15 protein-coding genes and 2 tRNA genes are annotated in these 19,011 nt (G+C 36.9%); 6 read left to right on the top strand and 11 right to left on the bottom strand.

Annotated elements, in window-relative coordinates; all coding sequences use genetic code 11:
* Positions 1 to 15: 15 nt before the first annotated feature.
* Entirely contained in the window at positions 16 to 738 is a 723-nt protein-coding gene (gene recO, locus PHO43_RS06170) for a DNA repair protein RecO (protein ID WP_045090144.1), read from the bottom strand.
* A gap of 128 nt (positions 739 to 866) precedes the next feature.
* On the bottom strand, positions 867 to 1,217 hold the full coding sequence (gene rplS / locus PHO43_RS06175; RefSeq protein ID WP_045090145.1) for a 50S ribosomal protein L19: 351 nt from the start codon (positions 1,215 to 1,217) through the stop codon (positions 867 to 869).
* 216 nt (positions 1,218 to 1,433) lie between these two features.
* On the opposite strand from rplS, the gene PHO43_RS06180 reads away from it, so the two are divergent.
* The 4 genes from PHO43_RS06180 to aroB all read left to right on the top strand — a co-directional run bounded on the left by PHO43_RS06180 (position 1,434) and on the right by aroB (position 7,142).
* The gene (locus tag PHO43_RS06180) at positions 1,434 to 2,186 is read left to right on the top strand and encodes a 5'-nucleotidase C-terminal domain-containing protein (protein WP_288009163.1); all 753 of its coding nucleotides are present in this window, start codon (positions 1,434 to 1,436) and stop codon (positions 2,184 to 2,186) included.
* Positions 2,187 to 2,197: 11 nt separating this feature from the next.
* Positions 2,198 to 3,040 carry a bifunctional metallophosphatase/5'-nucleotidase gene (locus tag PHO43_RS06185; RefSeq protein WP_045090147.1) on the top strand — a complete coding sequence of 281 codons (843 nt, stop codon included), beginning with the start codon at positions 2,198 to 2,200 and terminating at the stop codon, positions 3,038 to 3,040.
* Positions 3,041 to 3,111: 71 nt separating this feature from the next.
* Positions 3,112 to 6,087, top strand: a complete 2,976-nt coding sequence (locus tag PHO43_RS06190) for a serine hydrolase domain-containing protein (protein WP_288011647.1) — start codon at positions 3,112 to 3,114, stop codon at positions 6,085 to 6,087.
* Positions 6,087 to 7,142: a 3-dehydroquinate synthase gene (gene aroB / locus PHO43_RS06195; RefSeq protein WP_045090149.1), complete on the top strand. Its 1,056-nt coding sequence runs from the start codon at positions 6,087 to 6,089 to the stop codon at positions 7,140 to 7,142. Before PHO43_RS06190 ends, aroB begins: the two co-directional genes overlap by 1 nt.
* On the opposite strand, the gene PHO43_RS06200 is transcribed toward aroB, so the two are convergent.
* From PHO43_RS06200 to PHO43_RS06210, 3 genes are read right to left on the bottom strand one after another with little or no spacing between them, the layout of a single operon-like run.
* Positions 7,137 to 8,219, bottom strand: coding sequence for a glycosyltransferase family protein (locus PHO43_RS06200; protein WP_045090150.1), 1,083 nt, complete (start codon positions 8,217 to 8,219; stop codon positions 7,137 to 7,139). The two genes, aroB and PHO43_RS06200, sit on opposite strands and share 6 nt — an antisense overlap.
* 11 nt (positions 8,220 to 8,230) lie before the next feature.
* Positions 8,231 to 9,574 carry a dihydroorotase gene (locus PHO43_RS06205; protein ID WP_288011650.1) on the bottom strand — a complete coding sequence of 448 codons (1,344 nt, stop codon included), beginning with the start codon at positions 9,572 to 9,574 and terminating at the stop codon, positions 8,231 to 8,233.
* Complete coding sequence (locus tag PHO43_RS06210; RefSeq protein ID WP_288009152.1) at positions 9,574 to 10,332, bottom strand: polyprenol monophosphomannose synthase; 759 nt, start codon at positions 10,330 to 10,332, stop codon at positions 9,574 to 9,576. Before PHO43_RS06210 ends, PHO43_RS06205 begins: the two co-directional genes overlap by 1 nt.
* Positions 10,333 to 10,464: 132 nt before the next feature.
* Between PHO43_RS06210 and PHO43_RS06215 the strand changes: the two genes are divergently transcribed.
* Positions 10,465 to 10,536, top strand: a tRNA-Met gene (locus PHO43_RS06215).
* A gap of 61 nt (positions 10,537 to 10,597) precedes the next feature.
* Here PHO43_RS06215 and PHO43_RS06220 read toward each other — a convergent pair.
* From PHO43_RS06220 to PHO43_RS06235, 4 genes are all read right to left on the bottom strand, one after another.
* On the bottom strand, positions 10,598 to 12,892 hold the full coding sequence (locus PHO43_RS06220; protein ID WP_288011652.1) for a GH92 family glycosyl hydrolase: 2,295 nt from the start codon (positions 12,890 to 12,892) through the stop codon (positions 10,598 to 10,600).
* 38 nt (positions 12,893 to 12,930) lie between these two features.
* Positions 12,931 to 14,388 carry a glycoside hydrolase family 125 protein gene (locus PHO43_RS06225; protein WP_045090154.1) on the bottom strand — a complete coding sequence of 486 codons (1,458 nt, stop codon included), beginning with the start codon at positions 14,386 to 14,388 and terminating at the stop codon, positions 12,931 to 12,933.
* Positions 14,389 to 14,510: 122 nt separating this feature from the next.
* Entirely contained in the window at positions 14,511 to 14,987 is a 477-nt protein-coding gene (locus PHO43_RS06230; RefSeq protein ID WP_045090155.1) for an Lrp/AsnC ligand binding domain-containing protein, read from the bottom strand.
* Positions 14,988 to 15,134: 147 nt separating this feature from the next.
* Complete coding sequence (locus PHO43_RS06235) at positions 15,135 to 16,379, bottom strand: DUF1015 domain-containing protein (protein WP_288011654.1); 1,245 nt, start codon at positions 16,377 to 16,379, stop codon at positions 15,135 to 15,137.
* A gap of 150 nt (positions 16,380 to 16,529) precedes the next feature.
* On the opposite strand from PHO43_RS06235, the gene PHO43_RS06240 reads away from it, so the two are divergent.
* Positions 16,530 to 17,030, top strand: coding sequence for a DMP19 family protein (locus PHO43_RS06240; RefSeq protein WP_045090157.1), 501 nt, complete (start codon positions 16,530 to 16,532; stop codon positions 17,028 to 17,030).
* Here the strand turns inward: PHO43_RS06240 and PHO43_RS06245 are convergent.
* Both PHO43_RS06245 and PHO43_RS06250 read right to left on the bottom strand, forming a co-directional pair.
* A complete protein-coding gene (locus tag PHO43_RS06245) occupies positions 17,021 to 18,598 on the bottom strand; it encodes an ADP-ribosylglycohydrolase family protein (RefSeq protein WP_288011656.1) in 1,578 nt (525 codons plus the stop codon). The genes PHO43_RS06240 and PHO43_RS06245 overlap by 10 nt on opposite strands.
* A 300-nt stretch (positions 18,599 to 18,898) precedes the next feature.
* A tRNA-Pro gene (locus tag PHO43_RS06250) sits at positions 18,899 to 18,973 on the bottom strand.
* Between the last annotated feature and the right edge of the window lie 38 nt (positions 18,974 to 19,011).

Here is a 19,011-nt window from a genome sequence, read left to right on the forward strand (position 1 = left end):
ATCTTACCCGTTCTATCAAACCATTTCTCGTAATATTTCCAGAGATTTAAGCTTTGGGAACTCATATAAATGTAATCTGTAGTATTCAATCAGATAATCCAATATCATATTTCTGTTCTCTCGAGACAGCTTAAACAGGTGCATATTCCCATAGTTCATACGTTGCAAATGGACTAAGTAAGAACACTGCATTCTATTAAGATAGTGTTTATGAGAAGGCGCACTACTTATAAACTCTCCATTAATCAGATCAAAATAGCCATAATTATACAAATTCTCCCAATTTGGATAAATACCTGTAAAACGAGTCAAACCTATTATAAATGCAATATGAAAATTTGCAACACCTTTTTTTGCAGCCTCAAGCGCTTCCACAGAATTTTTTATATAATCAAAAGTTAATTCATTATTATCCGATTCTTTAAGAACACGCATTAAAAACTCAGAGAGAAAAAAAGCAAGTGACACTTTAATCATATTATTGCAAATATCATACAATGGGAACTGTCTCTCTGCATCTTTCAATTTGTGTACATCGCGCAGGGGTATATGCTCAACTTCAAGATTAAGTACTGAAAGAGGGAAGAAAAGAGATGTTTTTATTTTTGCTTTTTTACTATTCGATAGAGGTAACAGGTAAGACACAGTCCCAAAATTACGAGTAAATATTCTTACAATTGAATATCGGTCACTATATTTTGAAGATCCAAGTACTATTCCCTCTGTCTTATGCAGCATATTTTGATTGATTAATAGTATGATTGTGTCGGCGGTAAAGTTAAACAATAAAATTTCTCTGTTTAAAAAGAAGCATAAAAAAAGCTCCGAGAAACCGGAGCATTTTTATTTCGTTAGTAAGCGGAGTATTAATAACCTTTTTTCTTAATACGTGCAGCTTTACCACGTAAGCTACGAAGATAGTAAAGTTTAGTTCTGCGAACTTTACCTTGACTGTTAAGAGTAATACTGTCAATAAAAGGTGAGTTAATTGGGAAAATACGTTCTACCCCAATATTGTCAGACATTTTTCTAACGGTGAAACGTTTATTTTCACCCTGACCTGATATTTTAATTACAACTCCGCGATACTGCTGAATACGCTCCTTGTTACCCTCTGCAATACGATAAGCTACTGTAATCGTATCACCACTTTTAAATTTTGGGAATTCTTTCTTTTCTTTTGCGAAAGCTTCTTCCGCTACTTTTATTAAGTCCATCGTTTTCAATGCTTTATGTTAATAATTAACCCTGTTTAAACCCAATATAACGAATTAATTTCGACAGAGATTGAGCAAAGCGGTTGCAAAGGTAGCAATTTTTATTTTAATTTCCATCTAAAACAATATTTAATGTTTATTCTATTTTTGCTCTTGATACAATAGAGAAAAAAACGTATTTTTGAAATTTCATACACCAAAATAGAAATAAATCGAATGAATATCAAGACAATATGGATTGTCTTCCTGGCAATCTCTCTGCTATCATGCAAATCACAATATCAAATAGCAGAAATTAATGGCACCTTAATAGAGGTTGACTCAACATTTGACAATCAGTCAAATTCAAAAATGTACAACCTGGTCAACACATACAAAACCGACCTGGATTTGGAGATGAATGTAGTCATAGGAAATTCATTTGAACAAATGGAATACAAACGACCAGAAAGTTTGCTTACAAATTTCACTTCTGATGTAATGAAAAAGTATGGCGATGAACATCTTCCCGGTGGTGCAGATATTGGAGTGATGAACGTTCACGGTCACAGGGCCAACATGCCCAAAGGAGCTATTACAGTAGGTAACCTATATGAAATATACTCATTCGACAATACTATTACATTTCTTGAGTTAAAGGGAGTAGACCTGAAGAGAATGTTTGATGCATATGCAAGAATCGGAGGTGCAGGCATCTCATCTAATGTTAAACTTAAAATTGAAAACAGCAAAGTAAAAAGTGTCACAGTTGATGGCAAACCAATTGATAATGATAAGATTTACAAAATAGTAACACTTGATTATCTTGCAGGAGGTAACGATAATATGAGTGCCTTCCTCGATGCAGTATCAACAACCGATACAGGAGTTACATTACGAGATATTATGATTGATTGGGTAAGAGAACAAACACGTCAGGGAAATGAGATTAAATCAGTTCTTGATGGTCGTATTGAGGTAATTGAATAAACAGGAAAAATATGAAAACTAATATACAATATTATATAATTTGCTTACTGTTAACCATAAGCTGCAACGCTTACTCTCAAAAAAACCTGGTGATACTTCACACAAACGATACTCACAGCCGGATTGAACCACTTCCTAAAACTGACAGGACATCCCCTGGTAAGAGTGGTGTTGTCAGACGTGCAGAATTAATAGATCAGATAAGGAAAGAAAACAAGAATGTACTACTTTTTGATGCCGGAGACTTTCTTCAGGGCACACCCTACTTCAACCTTTTTAAGGGGGAAGTTGAGGTTAAAGCTATGAATCTCATGGGATACGATGCCGCCACATTAGGCAATCATGAGTTTGATTATGGATTAGAAATACTTGAAAAAGTTGTTCGTGAAGCAAACTTTCCTATTGTTTCCAGTAATTACGACTTCTCACAAACCGCTCTGAAGAATCTTATTAAACCATTCATTATTTTAAAAAAAGATGGAGTAAGGATAGGAGTTATCGGAATTAATATACAACCAAGAGGTTTAATTGCAGCTGGTAATTATGAAGGAATGAAATTCCTGGACCCTGTCAAGACTGCAAATGAAATGGCAGAACTGCTTACTACAAAGTATAAATGCGACATGATTGTATGTCTTTCTCACCTGGGATATAATGCAGATCTCAATCTGGCTGAATCCACAAGAGGCATCGATTTAATTGTCGGTGGTCACAGTCACACCTACATGAAAGAGCCTGCAATAAGGAAAAACCTGGATAATAAAGAAGTTACAATATTTCAGACTAACGGAAGAGGCGTATATGTTGGCAGACTGGATATCGAACTTAAAAAAGTAAAGGGGAACAAAAGATAAATTATTTACTTTAACAGGAAAATTATAGGTGATAGAGTAAAAGTTATATTTTGAAAAAGCCCAATAGATTTATGACTAAAAGAACAGCACTACTTTTTATAATAAGCTTGTGTACTTTTATCACTTCGGCACAAGTAACAACTAACCTTTACAAGCAATCAGATCAGAAAGCAGTTGACCACTGGGTAGACTCAATATATTCTACTATGTCACTTGACGAAAAAATTGGTCAGCTTTTTATGCCAATTGTTGAGTCTCGAAACGACTGGAAGCCAAGGATTGCAGGATATATTCAAAATCAGAAAGTTGGCGGATTATTATTTTCAAAAGGAACACTCTCTCAGCAGGCAAGTATAACTAACTATGCACAAGAGCTTAGTAAAGTTCCATTATTCATCTCTCTTGATGGTGAGTGGGGGTTATCAATGCGAATACAGGACGCTCCTTCATTTCCAAGGAATATGATAATTGGTGCAATTCAGGATGAAAAAATAGTTGAGCTATATGGGTCTGAAGTTGCCCGTCAATGTAAAGAGATGGGAATTCACATAAATTTTGCTCCGGTAATTGATGTGCACAGTAACCCTGCCAATCCGATTATTGGCAACAGATCATTTGGAGAGAATCCTGATAACGTTTCAAGAAAAGGAATAGCCTATGCAATGGGATTGGAGAGCAATGGCGTTATATCAGTCGCAAAACATTTCCCTGGTCATGGTGATACATCAGAGGACTCACATAAAACTTTGCCTGTAATAACACATAACAAAGCAAGAATAGAACAGTTTGAATTATACCCTTTCCGTAAGTATATCAATGCAGGCTTATCAGGAATAATGACAGGGCACCTCGACGTACCCGCACTGAATACCAAGGGCCTTCCGGCAAGCCTGTCACCTGAGGTAGGCATCAAACTTCTCAAAGAAGAGATGGGATACACTGGTTTAACATTTACAGACGGGATGGCAATGAAAGGGGTATCTACTCAAAATGAAGCAAGCGTAAAGGCTATTCTTGCCGGGAATGATATCATACTTGGAGTCATAAATCAGAAAAACGAGTTTGAATCGGTAAAGAAAGCGGTTGAAGAAGGCAGAATCCCTACTTCGATGCTTGAAGAAAAAGTACGTAAGATTCTCACTTACAAATTCATCGCCGGTGCACATAAGTTTACACCAATAAACACATCTCATGTCAGAAATGCTGTAAATTCATCCCAGGCTGAGTGGACGCAAAGAAAAATTTATGATGGAGCTGTCACGCTCTTAAAAAACAACAATAACTTAGTTCCAATTACAGAACTGCATAAAAGAAATATAGCATCAGTTACAATAGGTGCACCAGCATCAAACACTTTCCAAAAGTACCTTAAAAAATATGGTGAAGTTACCTCTTATCAGGTACAGTCACCTGCAGATGCAACCAAGATAATTGACCTAAATAAACATAACCTGATAATAATTTCAATTCATTCAGACAAGATCAGTGATATAGCATCACTTCAAATACCTACAAGCAGCAAACAGATTATTTTTGTTCTTTTCACCTCACCTTACAATCTGAGTAAATTTAGTTCTGCAACAGATAAAGCTAACGCAGTAATTGTTGCCTATGATAATTCTGAGTTCGCTCAGATGAGTGTTGCCCAGGGAATATTCGGAGGTATAAGAATGACAGGGAAGCTGCCTGTTTCATCCGGAAATTTCAAGGAGGGTACAGGTATAGATACAGAAAAGATACGACTGAGTTACTCTTTACCTGAGGAGGTTGGACTCAAATCAGAATTATTTGACAATATAGAAAATATTGCACTGGAGGGTATACGCCAGAGAGCATATCCGGGATGTCAGATATTAGTAGCAAAAGATGGTGTAATAATCTACGAAAGGGAGTTTGGTAAGCTGAGTTACGGAGAGAGTCCTGATGTTACAAGCGAAACAGTCTATGACCTAGCTTCAGTAACAAAAGCATCAGCTACACTCCCTGCTGTAATGAAGCTTTATGATGAGAAAAAGTTAGCACTTCAAGATAACCTGGGAAAATTCGTCAAAGAGACCAAGGGTTCTAATAAAGAAAATATTCGAATTAGATCTTTACTTTTACATGAAACAGGAATTGTATCATTCATCCCCTATTACGTAACCGCAATAGATAAAAACAGTTATACAGGTTCTCTTTTCGGATCACGTTCCAATACTTTTCATGCCCATTATGCAGGAGCATGGGGACGCACCGACTACAAGTTCTATCCTGATATGATCTCTTCTAAAGCATCAGATGAATTTTATATGCCTGTTGCAGAAAACATGTATGCAAGCGACAAAATGCATTCTGCACTTCTTAAAGAAGTTATTGACACACCACTGCAGAGAGTTGGTCAGTACCGCTACAGCTGTCTTAATTTTATGCTGCTAAAAGAGACTGTTGAAAATATTTCAGGCGTAGACCTCAACAATTTTGTTCAAAACAATTTTTATGACAAACTTGGCTCAGTTTCTACTACTTTCCAACCTCTGAAATATATGTCTGCCGACATAATTGCGCCAACTGAAAATGATCCTTTTTTCCGTAAACAACATCTAAGGGGTTATGTGCATGACGAGGGTGCAGCACTTTTTGGTGGCATATCAGGTAATGCGGGACTATTTTCAAATGCCAATGATCTGGCTAAGCTTTATCAAATGTGGTTAAACAAAGGTGAATATGGTGGTGAACGCTTTTTAAGCAAGGAGACAGTTGAACTGTTCACTACTGCAAAGAGCAGTATCAGCAGAAGGGGAATGGGTTTTGATAAGCCGGACCCCAGGAACTCAAAAGCAAATCCAACCAGTCCCGGCACCCCAATTGAAGTATATGGTCATACAGGTTTTACTGGCACCTGCTTTTGGGTAGATCCAACAAACAATATGATATATATATTTCTATCTAACAGAGTGAATCCAGCCAGGTCTCCTGACAGACTATCTTCGCTCGAAATCAGGGAACGAATTCAGGAAGAGCTTTATCAAGCACTTGATAATAAAAAAAATAGTGAAATATCTAAGTAATGCAGCAAATAATAAAAAGTGACAATATAATAGAGGATATAGAGAAAGCGGTAAGAAGTATCAATTATGACAAACTTTACCTTCTGACTGATCAAAATACAGTTATCAACTGTTACCCTCTTATCGAAAAAAGTAGAATCATTCAAGAAGCAGTCAACATCTCAATTCCGGCAGATGACACCAATAAAACTGTTGAGAATTTGTGTAAAGTATGGAGAGTTCTCACCGAAAAGGGTGCCACCCGCCACTCACTGCTTATAAACCTGGGAGGGGGTATGGTTACCGATCTTGGAGGATTTGCTGCGGCAACTTTTAAAAGAGGTATAAAATATATAAATATACCAACAACGTTGCTTGGAGCTGTAGATGCAGCTGTTGGAGGAAAAACAGGTATTAATTTCGAAGGATATAAAAATGAGATAGGCTCTTTTTACCCTGCCGATTATGTAATTATATCTACCGATTTTTTTCACTCACTTGGTCACAAAGGCATCCTTTCAGGTTATGCTGAAATGATTAAACATGCTCTTATACACTCTGAAGCTGACTTGCAAGAGATCCTATCATTCCCTCTCAACGATATCGATTACTCAAGACTGAACGAACTTGTATTCCGATCTGTTGGAATAAAAAGAGAGATTGTTGAAAAGGATCCATTCGAGAAAAACATAAGAAAAGCTTTAAACCTGGGACATACAACTGCACATGCATTCGAAAGCTTTGCCATTTCAAAAAGCAGCCCAATTCTCCACGGTTATGCAGTAGCTTGGGGTATCATAGTTGAGCTATATCTCTCACACAGATTATGTGGCTTTCCAAAAGATAAACTTCAGGAGACAGTACGATTCATACAACAGAACTACGGTGCTTTTGATATCACATGCGACAACTATGAACAGTTGTATGAAATAACCGGTCACGACAAGAAAAATCAAGGTGGAATAATCAATTTCACACTTCTCTCAGATACCGGCACTGTTCAGATTGATCAAACTGCAGATAAAGAGCTGTTTTTTGAAGCTTTGGATTTTTACAGGGACTCGGTAGGGTTATAACTGTTCACCTGTAATCTCTTTAATGTAGATCTCTTCTGCTTTATGTACCCAATTGCGGAATTTCTCATCGGGTGAATATTTAGGTATAAAGTTAATCAGCTCATCAAGATTAAACTTTTTGCCAGTCACACCTGCACCTGAGAGTCCCGCATCATAAGCATTAAACTCCTGTTCAACATGCACAGGAATCATCAATATTGGTTTTCTGAAATAAAGTGCCTCACACACAGATTCAAAGCCGGAGGTAGTAGCATACGCTTTACTGCCCGCCATACTTTGTAAGAAGTTATTATCATTCAGAGTGTAAAGAATAAAATTCTCATCAATCTTTGTCACTTCTTCAGCATCTTTTTTATCCCAGAAAAATCTCAAAGGTATATCCGGATTTTTAATATGCCAGTTAAATACCTCATCATAAAATCCGGTATTTAACATATAACCATGTATGTAATCACCTTCAGAAGGTTTAATACTAAAAACTTCAGAGCGTAGAAGTGGTGGTACTGTTTTCACTTTCCCTGAGCAGGGAATATCACGAAATGAGAGTGCCAGTATTTTTGATGCTCTGCGTGAAGTAATTCTCGAGAGCATTCTAAGCAGATAATATTTCACATCCTGCTCTCTGGATGTTTTATAATTATTATTCAACAATATATACTGGTGTGCCAGACATATCATAGGGATTCCCAGCTTTCTATCAGGCTTATAAATTTGATAAACCATCCCTGTGATCATCTCATAAAAGTTAATCACAACATCAGGTCTAATCTCCTCAATTTTATCCCTTACCAATTGTAAACTCTTCCTGTATATAAAGGGACGGGAAAAGTTGTTCAGCACACTCAAAAAAATATTTGGCTTCTTATCTTTATAGAATGATGTAAAATTAGGACTACTATATTCATACACTGGTGCCTGAATCTTTTCTTTGAAAAATGAAGGTATCTGCCTGGATTCACTTGTACCTACCAGTACAGCTGCAACTTCATGCCCATGCTTTCTGAGAATAGCTGAAAGCGATAAGGCCTGTGTATAATGCCCTCTGCCCTCACCCTGAACAGTAAACAAAAATTTCACTTGAAAAGGTTTTAATAATTTTCAAACTCGAGTGCTTTACCGAATAGTTTTTCAGAAACTACACCATCTTCAAAAGCAATCTGACCGTTTATAAATGTTTTATTAATTGAATTATGGAATGTCTCACCTTCAAACGGTGACCATCCACATTTATATAAGATATTTTTATCAGTTACAGTATATGTCTCAGAAGGGTCAATAAGAACAAGATCTGCATAATAACCTTTACGAATAAAACCGCGACCCTTCACACCAAAAAGTTTAGCAGGTGCATGACACATCTTTTCCACTATAAACTCCTTAGTGAATAACCCTTCGTGAGCAAGCTCCAACATAACCTGCAAAGAATGCTGAACCAATGGTCCTCCCGATGCAGCCTGCAAACATCCTCCCTCTTTCTCACTTAATAAATGAGGAGCATGATCTGTAGCGACCACATCAAGTTTTCCAGTAATCAATGCTTCGCGAATTGCGTTTCTGTCTTCGACCGACTTTACAGCCGGATTCCATTTTATTTTTGTTCCAAGTCTTTCATAATCCCTGTCTGTAAACCAGAGATGATGAACACAAACCTCACCTGTAATTTTTTTGTCCTCCAAAGGTGAATTACTCAACAAACTCATCTCACGGGCAGTTGACAAGTGTAAAACATGAAGTCTGGAACCATATTTATCAGCAAGTTCAATTGCCTGTGCAGAGGATTGATAGCAAGCTTCCGTACTTCTTATTATAGGGTGATACTTAATAGGAATATTCTCACCAAATTTCTTTTTATAAATATCTACGTTATCTCGAATAATCTCCTCTTTCTCACAATGAGTAGCAATAAGAGAGTCCACCTCAGCAAATATTTGCTGCAGTGCTCTCACATTATTTACCAGCATGTTGCCTGTAGAAGCACCCATAAATACCTTTACCCCGCACACATACTTTTTATCAATTTTTTTTAGTTCAGAAATATTGTCGTTGGTCGCACCAAGATAAAACGAAAAATTAGAAGCAGATTTCTCTGCTGCCATTTCTAATTTTCTAAAAAGATCATCATTAGTTATAGTCTGCGGTTTTGTATTAGGCATCTCCATATATGAGGTTACTCCACCTGCAACACCAGCCCTGCTTTCAGTGTAGAAATCACCCTTGTGGGTAAGTCCCGGATCCCTGAAATGAACCTGATCATCAATAACACCCGGCATAAGATACAACCCACGTGCATCAATAACTTTATTACATGAATTAAATATACCTTCTGATACATCATCTCTGAAAATTTCAGAAATTTTCTCCCCTTCAATTAATACAGAGCCAATAAAAGAACTGCCCTCATTTATTATTGTAGCTTTATTTATCAGTATCATCACTCACCACTTACTAATTTGACTTTTGGTTTTATTTTTCCAGTAAAACTACGCCAGCGTAAAATAATAACTCCAAAAAAAGCCTCCCCGAAAATACTAGTATTCATTTTTGACGTTCCCAATCGTCTGTTTACAAATATCACCGATACCTCTTTAACTTTAAAACCAAGGTAAGAAGCTGAATATTTCATCTCAATCTGAAATGCATAGCCCTTGAATTTGATATTATCAAGATCTATTGTTTCAAGAACTTTTCTCCTGTAACAAACAAACCCGGCTGTTGTATCATGAACTTTCAGACCAGTGATAATCCTCACATATTTAGATGCGAAATAGGACATAAGAACCCTCCCCATTGGCCAGTTAACAACATTCACACCTGTTGAGTAACGCGATCCAACAGAAACATCATACCCTTCGTCATGACATGCTGAGTATAATCTGGGAAGATCATTCGGATCATGAGAAAAATCAGCATCCATCTCAAATATATATTCATATGAACGTGCCAATGCCCATTTGAATCCGTGGATGTAAGCAGTACCCAGTCCCATTTTCCCTTTTCTCTCTTCTATAAATAGTTTGTCTGAGTACTCATCTGATATAAGTCGATGTACAATATTCGCCGTACCATCAGGTGATCCATCATCAATAACCAGTATATGAAACTGCTTTTCAAGATTAAATACCGTTCGTATTATACTCTCGATATTTTCTTTCTCGTTGTAAGTTGGAATAATTACTAAACTATCAGACATCCTTTTTTAATTTTGTATCAAATGTAGTGTTTTCCAGTGGAACTTCAAGGATAAATAAAAAAGATTCGCTTAGATTTTGTTTTTATAAAATCTTTTTCTATCTTTGCACTCCCATTAGGGAACAAACATTATCGCGGAGTGGAGCAGTGGTAGCTCGTTGGGCTCATAACCCAAAGGTCGTGGGTTCGAATCCTGCCTCCGCAACTATCAAAAAAAGACCGACTCATTTGAGCCGGTCTTTTTTTGTACTTACTTCCTGATATTACTATTTGTTTTCATTTGAAAAAGAATAAGGAGCATCAGACTTTTCAATACCTCTTGTCTTGTTAGGCTCTTCTGACATTGTAAAGTCAATAGTTGCACCATTCATTAGATAAGAGTGGTTAAAGTAGTTCTTAGAGTAATCCTTACCATCCAGCTTGATATTCTTTACAAACCTTGTTTCATGCTTGTTACCCGGAGCATTTATTACTACCTTCTTTCCGTTCTCAAGATTTATCGTCATCTTCTCAAACAATGGCGAACCAATCACATATTCATCACTACCGGGACAAACAGGATAAAATCCCATAGATGAGAATACGTACCAGGCTGAAGTCTGACCGTTATCTTCATCACCACAGTAACCATCAGGAGTAGGTGCATATAGTTTATCCATCACCTCACGCAGCCAGTATTGGGCTTTCCATGGTTCAGCTGCATAGTTATATAGATATATCATATGCTGAATTGGCTGATTACCATGTGCATACTGACCCATATTCATTATCTGCATTTCACGAATCTCATGAATAACACCTCTATAATAGCTATCATCAAAAATTGGAGGCATAATGAATACCGAGTCTAACATCTTTACAAACTCTTTGTTTCCACCCATCAGGTCTATTAAACCTTGAACATCGTGGAAAACCGACCAAGTATAGTGCCAGCTGTTACCTTCTGTAAAAGCATCTCCCCATTTAGTAGGACTGAAAGGTGACTGGAAACTGCCATCCTTATTCTTTCCTCGCATTAACTTATGTTCTGGAGAATACAGATTTCTGTAATTCTGACTACGCTTAGCATATAAATCAATTTCACTTTGCGGTCTTTTAAGCTCTTTTGCAAGTCTGTAAATTGTCCAGTCTGCATACGCATATTCCAAAGTTCTTGCAGCATTCTCATTAATTTTCACATCATAAGGCACATATCCCAATGTATTATAATACTCATGACCACGTCTTCCTGTAGAAGAAACTCTTGGATGAACATTCTCGGTACCATGAATCATACCTTCATAAAGTGTTTCGATATCATAACCACGCAATCCCTTTAGGTAAGCATCCGCTACCACTGATGCTGAATTATTACCTATCATAATTCCTCTGTGTCCGGGACTAGCCCACTCAGGCAGGAATCCACTCTCTTTGTAAGTATTAACAAGACCTTCCTGTATTTCCTGATTTACTGACGGATACACAAGATTAAGCAATGGGAAGAGAGCACGGAACGTATCCCAGAAACCAGTGTCTGTATACATAAATCCTGGAAGTACTTCTCCGTTATATGGACTATAATGAACTACATTACCCTTAGCGTCGATTTCATAAAACTTACGTGGGAAAAGTGTTGATCTATATAATGTTGAATAGAATGTGCGCTGTTGGTCCAGATTTCCACCCTCTATTTCAATTCTTCCAAGAACATCATTCCATGAATCACGTCCCTCTTGTTTTACAGTGTCAAAATCCTTGCCGTCAACCTCTTTAAGGTTCAGCCATGCCTGATCATAGCTTATAAAAGAAGAAGCAACTTTTGCTATCACCTTTTCACCTCTACCAGTTGAAAAACCAATAAATGCTCCTGTATGAGCCGCCTCTGCTTTGTTAACACCTTGTTGCAGAATGCTGTCACTTACTGTCAATGTATATTCGAAAGGTTTATCGAATACAACTACAAAGTAATTCTTGAAATTATGAGGTACACCACCACTATTGCGAGTTGTGTAACCAATGATTGCATTTTTAGAAGGTATAATCTCTACAGAAGATCCTCTGTTAAATGCATCAACCAGAACAAATGCACTATCTGATTCAGGAAATGTAAACCTGAAAATAGCAGCACGTTCAGTTGGAGTAACTTCTGTGGTAATATCATAGTCAGCAAGGTAAGCACTGTAATAATATGGTTTTGCTATTTCAGCCTTGTGTGAATACCAGCTCGCTCTCTTTTCCTGATCAAACTCTACCTTATCGACCATTGGAAAAATTGAAAACTGACCATAATCGTTCATCCATGGACTTGGCTGATGAGTCTGTTTAAAACCATTAAGTTTATTATCAGTATAAACATACTGCCATCCATCACCAATTTTTCTAGTCTGTGGTGTCCAGAAATTCATTCCCCATGGTCTTGCAACTGCAGGATATGTATTTCCGTTAGATAAAGCAAACTCAGATTGTGTCCCCATGAGAATGTTTACATAATCAACAGGATCACTAAAAGATCCTGCTTTTAATTTACCTGTTGAAACAATAGTGAATAACACTATAGTAAAAACAAAAATAATTTTCTTCATGTTTTATTAATTTATTATTAAGTATTTATCGGTTATTATCATAAGCTATTTACCAGATCCATCCTGTTTTTGGATTCAAGATTCACTATTAGTTCTCCAAATAGTGTATTAACCCAGGCAAACCAACTTCTTGTAAATTTAGCAGGATCATCTTTATGGAATGACTCATGCATAAATCCTGTATTTGCATCTGTATCTCGCAACATTCTCAGGCAGTGCTTTATCTCCTCATCACTGTTACTTGTTTTAGCTCTCATAATAATACTCATTGGCCAGATCATGTCATAACCAATATGAGGTCCGCCAATACCTTCACCTGCAGTCCCTCTGAAGAAATAAGGATTATCTTCACTCAATACAAGTTTTCTGGTATTCTGATAGATTGGATCATTAACATCTATTGTATCAAGATAGGGCATAGCCAGCAAACTCGGCACATTAGCATCATCCATAAAATAAGCATTTCCGAAACCATCCACTTCAAAAGCATATACTTTACCATATTTTGGATGCTCAACTATTGCATATTTCCTGATTGCTTCTTCAACTTCATCAGCCAATTCGGTACATTTAGCAGCAAGTTCTGTATCATTAGTAACCTTTTGGGCTATCTCGGCAACCTGTCTAAGAGACGTAACTGCAAAAAGATTAGAAGGTACAAGAAACTGGAAAGTAGTTGCATCATCAGAAGGTCTGAAAGAAGATACAATCAAACCAACCGGATTAACGGGATTACCCCACCCATCATTGTTCAATGTATCCAGCTGTCTCTCTGTTTTTCTTTGAAATTTATACGGTCCGTTACCATCTTTTCTCTGCTGCTCCCTGAAAGTCTTTACAACCAGATTCATTGCTTTAGTCCAGTCAGCATCAAAAACGGAAGTATCACCTGTAGTTTTCCAGTAATTATAAGCAAGTCTGATAGGATAAGCAAGTGAATCAATTTCCCATTTTCGTTCATGTAACATAGGATTCATATCAGTCATATCGCTCATCCATTCGTTATCAGGTTTAGGCTCATTATTAAATGCATTGGCATATGGATCAATCAATATGCATTTTGTCTGGCGGTTAATTACACCGGCAATCATCTGTTTTAGCCTGTTATCCTGCTTAGAAAGAGGCATATATGGCCATACCTGTGCAGATGAGTCGCGTAGCCACATAGCATCTATATCACCAGTAATAACAAAAGTATCAGGTTTACCATTTAAAATGCTGAAGTTTACTGTTGTGTCCAATGTGTTTGGAAAACAGTTTTCGAACATCCATGCAAGTTTTTGATCTTTTATCTTAGACTTAACTCTTGTTATCGTCTGTTCAACTGCAACAGATGTGAAGTTGCGTTCTCCTGGTGCAGGACGTTTTGAGCTATATAATGCACTCTGACTCAGATTATTGAGACTAAGGCTTTCAGCAGCTGCTTTTTTTGGATTCACAGCAAATGCAGTTAATCCTGCAGCTGTTTTTTTAAGGAAGTTTCTACGTGTTGTCATAAATAGTATAATTTTAATATCTAATGCTTGGTTAAGCTTAACATAAAAAGAGACTAAAATAGCAGTTCTTGTGCAAATCCACAACTATTTTAGTCTCGCCAGCGTATGATTAGAATACCTGTCTAATCATTCCTCTCAACGATGCGTATTGGAAATTTCTTCCTGAATGCATCTTTAAAACTTATTAAAGTTTCTGTCCTAGACAATCCAAGAGGTTGTAACTCGTTGTGAATAATACGGAGCAGATCTTTATTATTCTTAGCGTAAACTTTTATCAGTAAATCATATTGCCCGGTAGTGTAGTAGCACTCTACCACTTCTGGGATTTTTTCAAGCTCTTTTACAACATAATCGAATGTAGAAGGAGATGTCAAAAATATACCTATAAAAGCGCAAGTCTCGAAACCAAGCTTTTCCGCCTCAATAATATATTCAGACCCCTTGATAACACCAAGATTTGTAAGTTTCTGAACCCTCTGATGAATGGCTGCACCCGAAACATTACAAGCACGTGCCACCTCCAAAAATGGAATACGTGCATTATCTACTATCATTTTGAGAATCTTCTCATCCAGTTCGTCTAAATCATGATGTGCCATACACTACTTTTAAATTGATATAAAAAAGGGTTATTATCTACAAAATTAAAATAAATGTTTCTTATTACAATAGAATTAAGGTATTAAATATAGTCGCCGGCAATAAATTAATTATACCGGCGACAATAATTATTATCTGTAAGTATATTAATCTTCGAGTAAATGTATAACCAGACCCGAACGTAGTTTAGGTTCAAACCAGGTGGTCTTTGGAGGCATGATATTTCCTGTATCAGCAATATCCATCAGCTGTTTCATGGAGACAGGGTAAAGAGCTAATGCAAGAGCCATCTCACCGCTGTCGACTCTCTCTTTCAATTCACCCAATCCTCTGATTCCACCAACAAAGTCAATTCTTTTATCGCTTCTCAAATCTTTAATACCCAGTATTTCATCAAGTATCAAATTGGAAGTTATTGTTACATCCAGCTGCCCTATTGGATCATTATCATCAAATGTACCGGGTTTTGCAGTTACACTAAATGACCTGCCATCAAGATAAATTGAGAAGTTATGCAGATTTTTTGGTCTTTGAATTTCAGAACCAGTTGGTTCGACTATAAAATTTCTTTCCAGTTTACTTATAAATTCGTCAGGAGTCAAACCATTCAGATCTTTTACAACACGATTATAATCGATAATTGTAAGTTGACTATCAGGGAAACATACAGCCATAAAATAGTTATATTCCTCATCACCCTTGTGATCCGGATTATTTTTAGCTTTCTCTGCTCCCACAAGCGCTGCTGCAGCAGATCTGTGGTGACCGTCAGCAATATATAGTGCCGGAATTGTTTCAAAGATCTCAGTTATCCTCTTGATATCATTATCATCCTTAACCAGCCAGAAGTGATGCCCCACTCCATCAACAGAGACGAAATCATACTCAGCCTTGCCCGAAATCACCTTTTCAACAATTGCATTGATCTCATCATTATCAGGATAAGAGAAGAATACCGGTTCCACGTTAGCATCAGTAATTCTTACATGCTTCATACGATCCTCTTCCTTATCGCGACGAGTTAGCTCATGTTTTTTGATAGCACCAGTCATATAATCTTCAACAGAAGCACCAAGCACGAGTCCGTATTGTGTTTTGCCATTCATGGTCTGAGCATACACATAATACATCTCCTTTTCGTCCTGAACCAGCCATCCGTTATCAATAAACTTAGCAAAATTTTCTGCTGCCTTCTCATAAACATCAGCATCATGTTCATCTTTCCCTACCGGAAAATCTATCTCCGGCTTAATGATGTGATACAGTGATTTTTCGTTCCCCTCAGCCTCTTTTCTAGCCTCATCGGAATTAAGAACATCATAAGGACGTGATGCAACATCCTTCACCAATGCTTTTGGGGGACGCACACCCCTGAAAGGTTTTACCTTCATATAAAAGTTACATTTAAAAGTTTAAAAACAATCAAAAGGTTATTTATCACAAATGTAGTGATTTTATCCATAATAACCCGATAGTAAAAAGGAGATTTGAGGAAAAACAGTTACATTTGCTCACTCTATCAACAAACAAGACAAAGCCTTATGGTACAAATTGCAGAATCAAAAATAATTGAAGCCGCCGAAAAGGGAATGGATGAGTTCCTTAAAGTATTCACAGATGCTTACCTCGAAGAATTAGGAGGTGATATTACAAGCGAAAATATTGACAAGCTAAACGGCTATCAGCACACACTACTTGCGCTGAGGTTTTTCTCTGAAGAGATAAACGAAGGCGGTTTTGTTCAACTCATACAAAACGGCTACGGTGGATATGTACTTGATAATCCAACCGCTAAATCCCTGAAACTGATGGGAGCCAAAGGCTTATCTAAGATTCTGTATAAAGCCAAGGATATTTATGATGCCCACCGTGAAGAACTTGAGAGAGAAACAACTGAAGAGGAATTCATGGCTATGTATACAGAATTCGAACAGTTTGATGAGCTAGAAGAAAAATACTTCTATATTGAGGAAGAAGAAATAGCTATTGTTGCTCAGTATGTTGATGAGAATCTGGAAGATTTTGCGGAGATTCAAAAATAGACATTTGCTTCAGACTTATTAATAGAGTATGTAATTAAATCTCTGACATTTACATAATAATTATCCGGTATATATTTTGCTTTTAACGTGATCTTGTGTTCACCCTCGGTCAGGTCATAACTCCATGCTACCTCATGACGGCGAATCAAAGATAGTGTGGGCATTTTTATTGTTTCAGTTAAAGCATCATCGATATAAAGCTCGAACTCAAGAACAGCATCCTCCTGCTTCCCTTCATAAGATGCATATCCGGTCAGAACAAATGCCGAGCCATTAAAATTGATATCTATTTCTTTTTGTGTCTGACTTAATCTTTTATTTAAACCTGCTCTCTCAATAGGATATACCCCCTCAAACCCCACTTCGAGAGGAACTGTTTCAGGCGACTGATATTTAATTATTACATCTTTATCAGTTTCTTCTCCACCATTTCTTTTTATTATTTCAATGGCTTGACTCATACCCTCTTCATAGACTTTATTAAGAGACATTTCGGTGAACTGAAAATTCAAATCCTCCACTTTATCTAAACCTAACTTCCAATATTCAGGTATTGCATCATATCCAATCATTGTTCCCAAAATTCCCGCAGCATTTGCTGGATTACAGTCGGAATCATAACCACATCTTGTACTAATATCAATTGTTGCACCATAATCACCTTTCCCATATAATAATCCAATTACTATATATGCAGCATTAATTTTAGCATCAATATTAAATGGCATAAAAACTCCATCAGGGCAACCTATGTCATGTGTCCATCTCTTTTGAGCTTCAAACCATGCAAATTTCCAATCATCAGGATTGCTTTTATATGATTTTATAACATCATAGATGCATTGATAAAAATCACTTTGCTCCGGTATCACTTTCAATGCCTCCTCTACAATAAATTCAATATCATCATGAACAAAAGCTAAGGAGTACATAGCAGCAACATACATACCACCATAAAGACCATCTCCATAGTTCATGATTCTGCCTATTCTGTTACATATTTCAACTGCAGAATTTACCATTCCCGGAGACATAAGTCCGGCAAAATCTGCCTCAATCTGAAAATCTATATCATCTGCGTGGGGATTATTCTTCCAATACCCTGATTCTGGAGGCATTATACCACTCAATATATTATAGCGGGCTGCCTGATTTGCATGCCACAAAGGATATTCAGCATTAGCAAATGCAATAGCGTGTAATGAGTCAGGTGCATCAATACCATATTTCCGGAAAACATCTACAAAAGTCAAGTCCATATAAACATCATCATACAAACCAGGTGAATTCTCATAATACCAAAGCATTCTTGTATCATCCCACGGGATAGGAATATGGTCATCAATCATTGTACCATTCCACTTGAATTCAGTTGGTCCCCCATATGTACATCCTATTACCTGACCAGCCCAACCACCTTTTATTTTATTTAGCAGCTCGGTTTTACTAATTTCTATCTCACTTGAACTGGTAATGCTTTTCGCCTTAGATTTGGAGTTTTCTGTTTTACAAGAGAAAAAAATCAAAACTGAAAATAGAGTAATTGAGAAGAGAAATATTTTTTTCATGATGGTATAAATTATGTCTGACAAATATATTTTTCGAATTTAACAGACCTTGCCTAAAAATAATTAACAGCATGGTTTATTAGAGCCTTAAACTGAAACTGTAAATTTATACAAAAACAACTTTATTTTAAAATTATTTCTTCAAACATCACAAGTTGTTTTACCACACATAAGTCGAACCATGCCTAAAGATTTAAAGTAATCCGAAATATTTAGCACAAATATTTGAAATGTTGTAGTTATGTTGTAGTTAAACAAAAAAGGAGTTATATCTTTCGATATAACTCCTTGATTTTCAAGTCGGGGTGGCGGGATTCGAACTCGCGACCCCCTGGTCCCAAACCAGGTACACTAACCGGACTGTGCTACACCCCGAGACTTTCAATAAAAAACGCATCAGAAATATCTGAATG

The sequence above is a fragment of the Lascolabacillus sp. genome, assembly GCF_028696275.1.
In the GTDB taxonomy this organism is placed as follows: domain Bacteria; phylum Bacteroidota; class Bacteroidia; order Bacteroidales; family Dysgonomonadaceae; genus Proteiniphilum; species Proteiniphilum massiliensis.

Excerpts from the sequence above, each read along its gene's own strand:
- recO (WP_045090144.1), bottom strand. The coding sequence starts at position 738 with ATGCTGCATAAGACAGAGGGAATAGTACTTGGATCTTCAAAATATAGT.
- rplS (WP_045090145.1), bottom strand. The coding sequence starts at position 1,217 with ATGGACTTAATAAAAGTAGCGGAAGAAGCTTTCGCAAAAGAAAAGAAA.
- PHO43_RS06180 (WP_288009163.1), top strand. The coding sequence starts at position 1,434 with ATGAATATCAAGACAATATGGATTGTCTTCCTGGCAATCTCTCTGCTA.
- PHO43_RS06185 (WP_045090147.1), top strand. The coding sequence starts at position 2,198 with ATGAAAACTAATATACAATATTATATAATTTGCTTACTGTTAACCATA.
- PHO43_RS06190 (WP_288011647.1), top strand. The coding sequence starts at position 3,112 with ATGACTAAAAGAACAGCACTACTTTTTATAATAAGCTTGTGTACTTTT.
- aroB (WP_045090149.1), top strand. The coding sequence starts at position 6,087 with ATGCAGCAAATAATAAAAAGTGACAATATAATAGAGGATATAGAGAAA.
- PHO43_RS06205 (WP_288011650.1), bottom strand. The coding sequence starts at position 9,574 with ATGATACTGATAAATAAAGCTACAATAATAAATGAGGGCAGTTCTTTT.
- PHO43_RS06210 (WP_288009152.1), bottom strand. The coding sequence starts at position 10,332 with ATGTCTGATAGTTTAGTAATTATTCCAACTTACAACGAGAAAGAAAAT.
- PHO43_RS06220 (WP_288011652.1), bottom strand. The coding sequence starts at position 12,892 with ATGAAGAAAATTATTTTTGTTTTTACTATAGTGTTATTCACTATTGTT.
- PHO43_RS06225 (WP_045090154.1), bottom strand. The coding sequence starts at position 14,388 with ATGACAACACGTAGAAACTTCCTTAAAAAAACAGCTGCAGGATTAACT.
- PHO43_RS06230 (WP_045090155.1), bottom strand. The coding sequence starts at position 14,987 with ATGGCACATCATGATTTAGACGAACTGGATGAGAAGATTCTCAAAATG.
- PHO43_RS06235 (WP_288011654.1), bottom strand. The coding sequence starts at position 16,379 with ATGAAGGTAAAACCTTTCAGGGGTGTGCGTCCCCCAAAAGCATTGGTG.
- PHO43_RS06240 (WP_045090157.1), top strand. The coding sequence starts at position 16,530 with ATGGTACAAATTGCAGAATCAAAAATAATTGAAGCCGCCGAAAAGGGA.
- PHO43_RS06245 (WP_288011656.1), bottom strand. The coding sequence starts at position 18,598 with ATGAAAAAAATATTTCTCTTCTCAATTACTCTATTTTCAGTTTTGATT.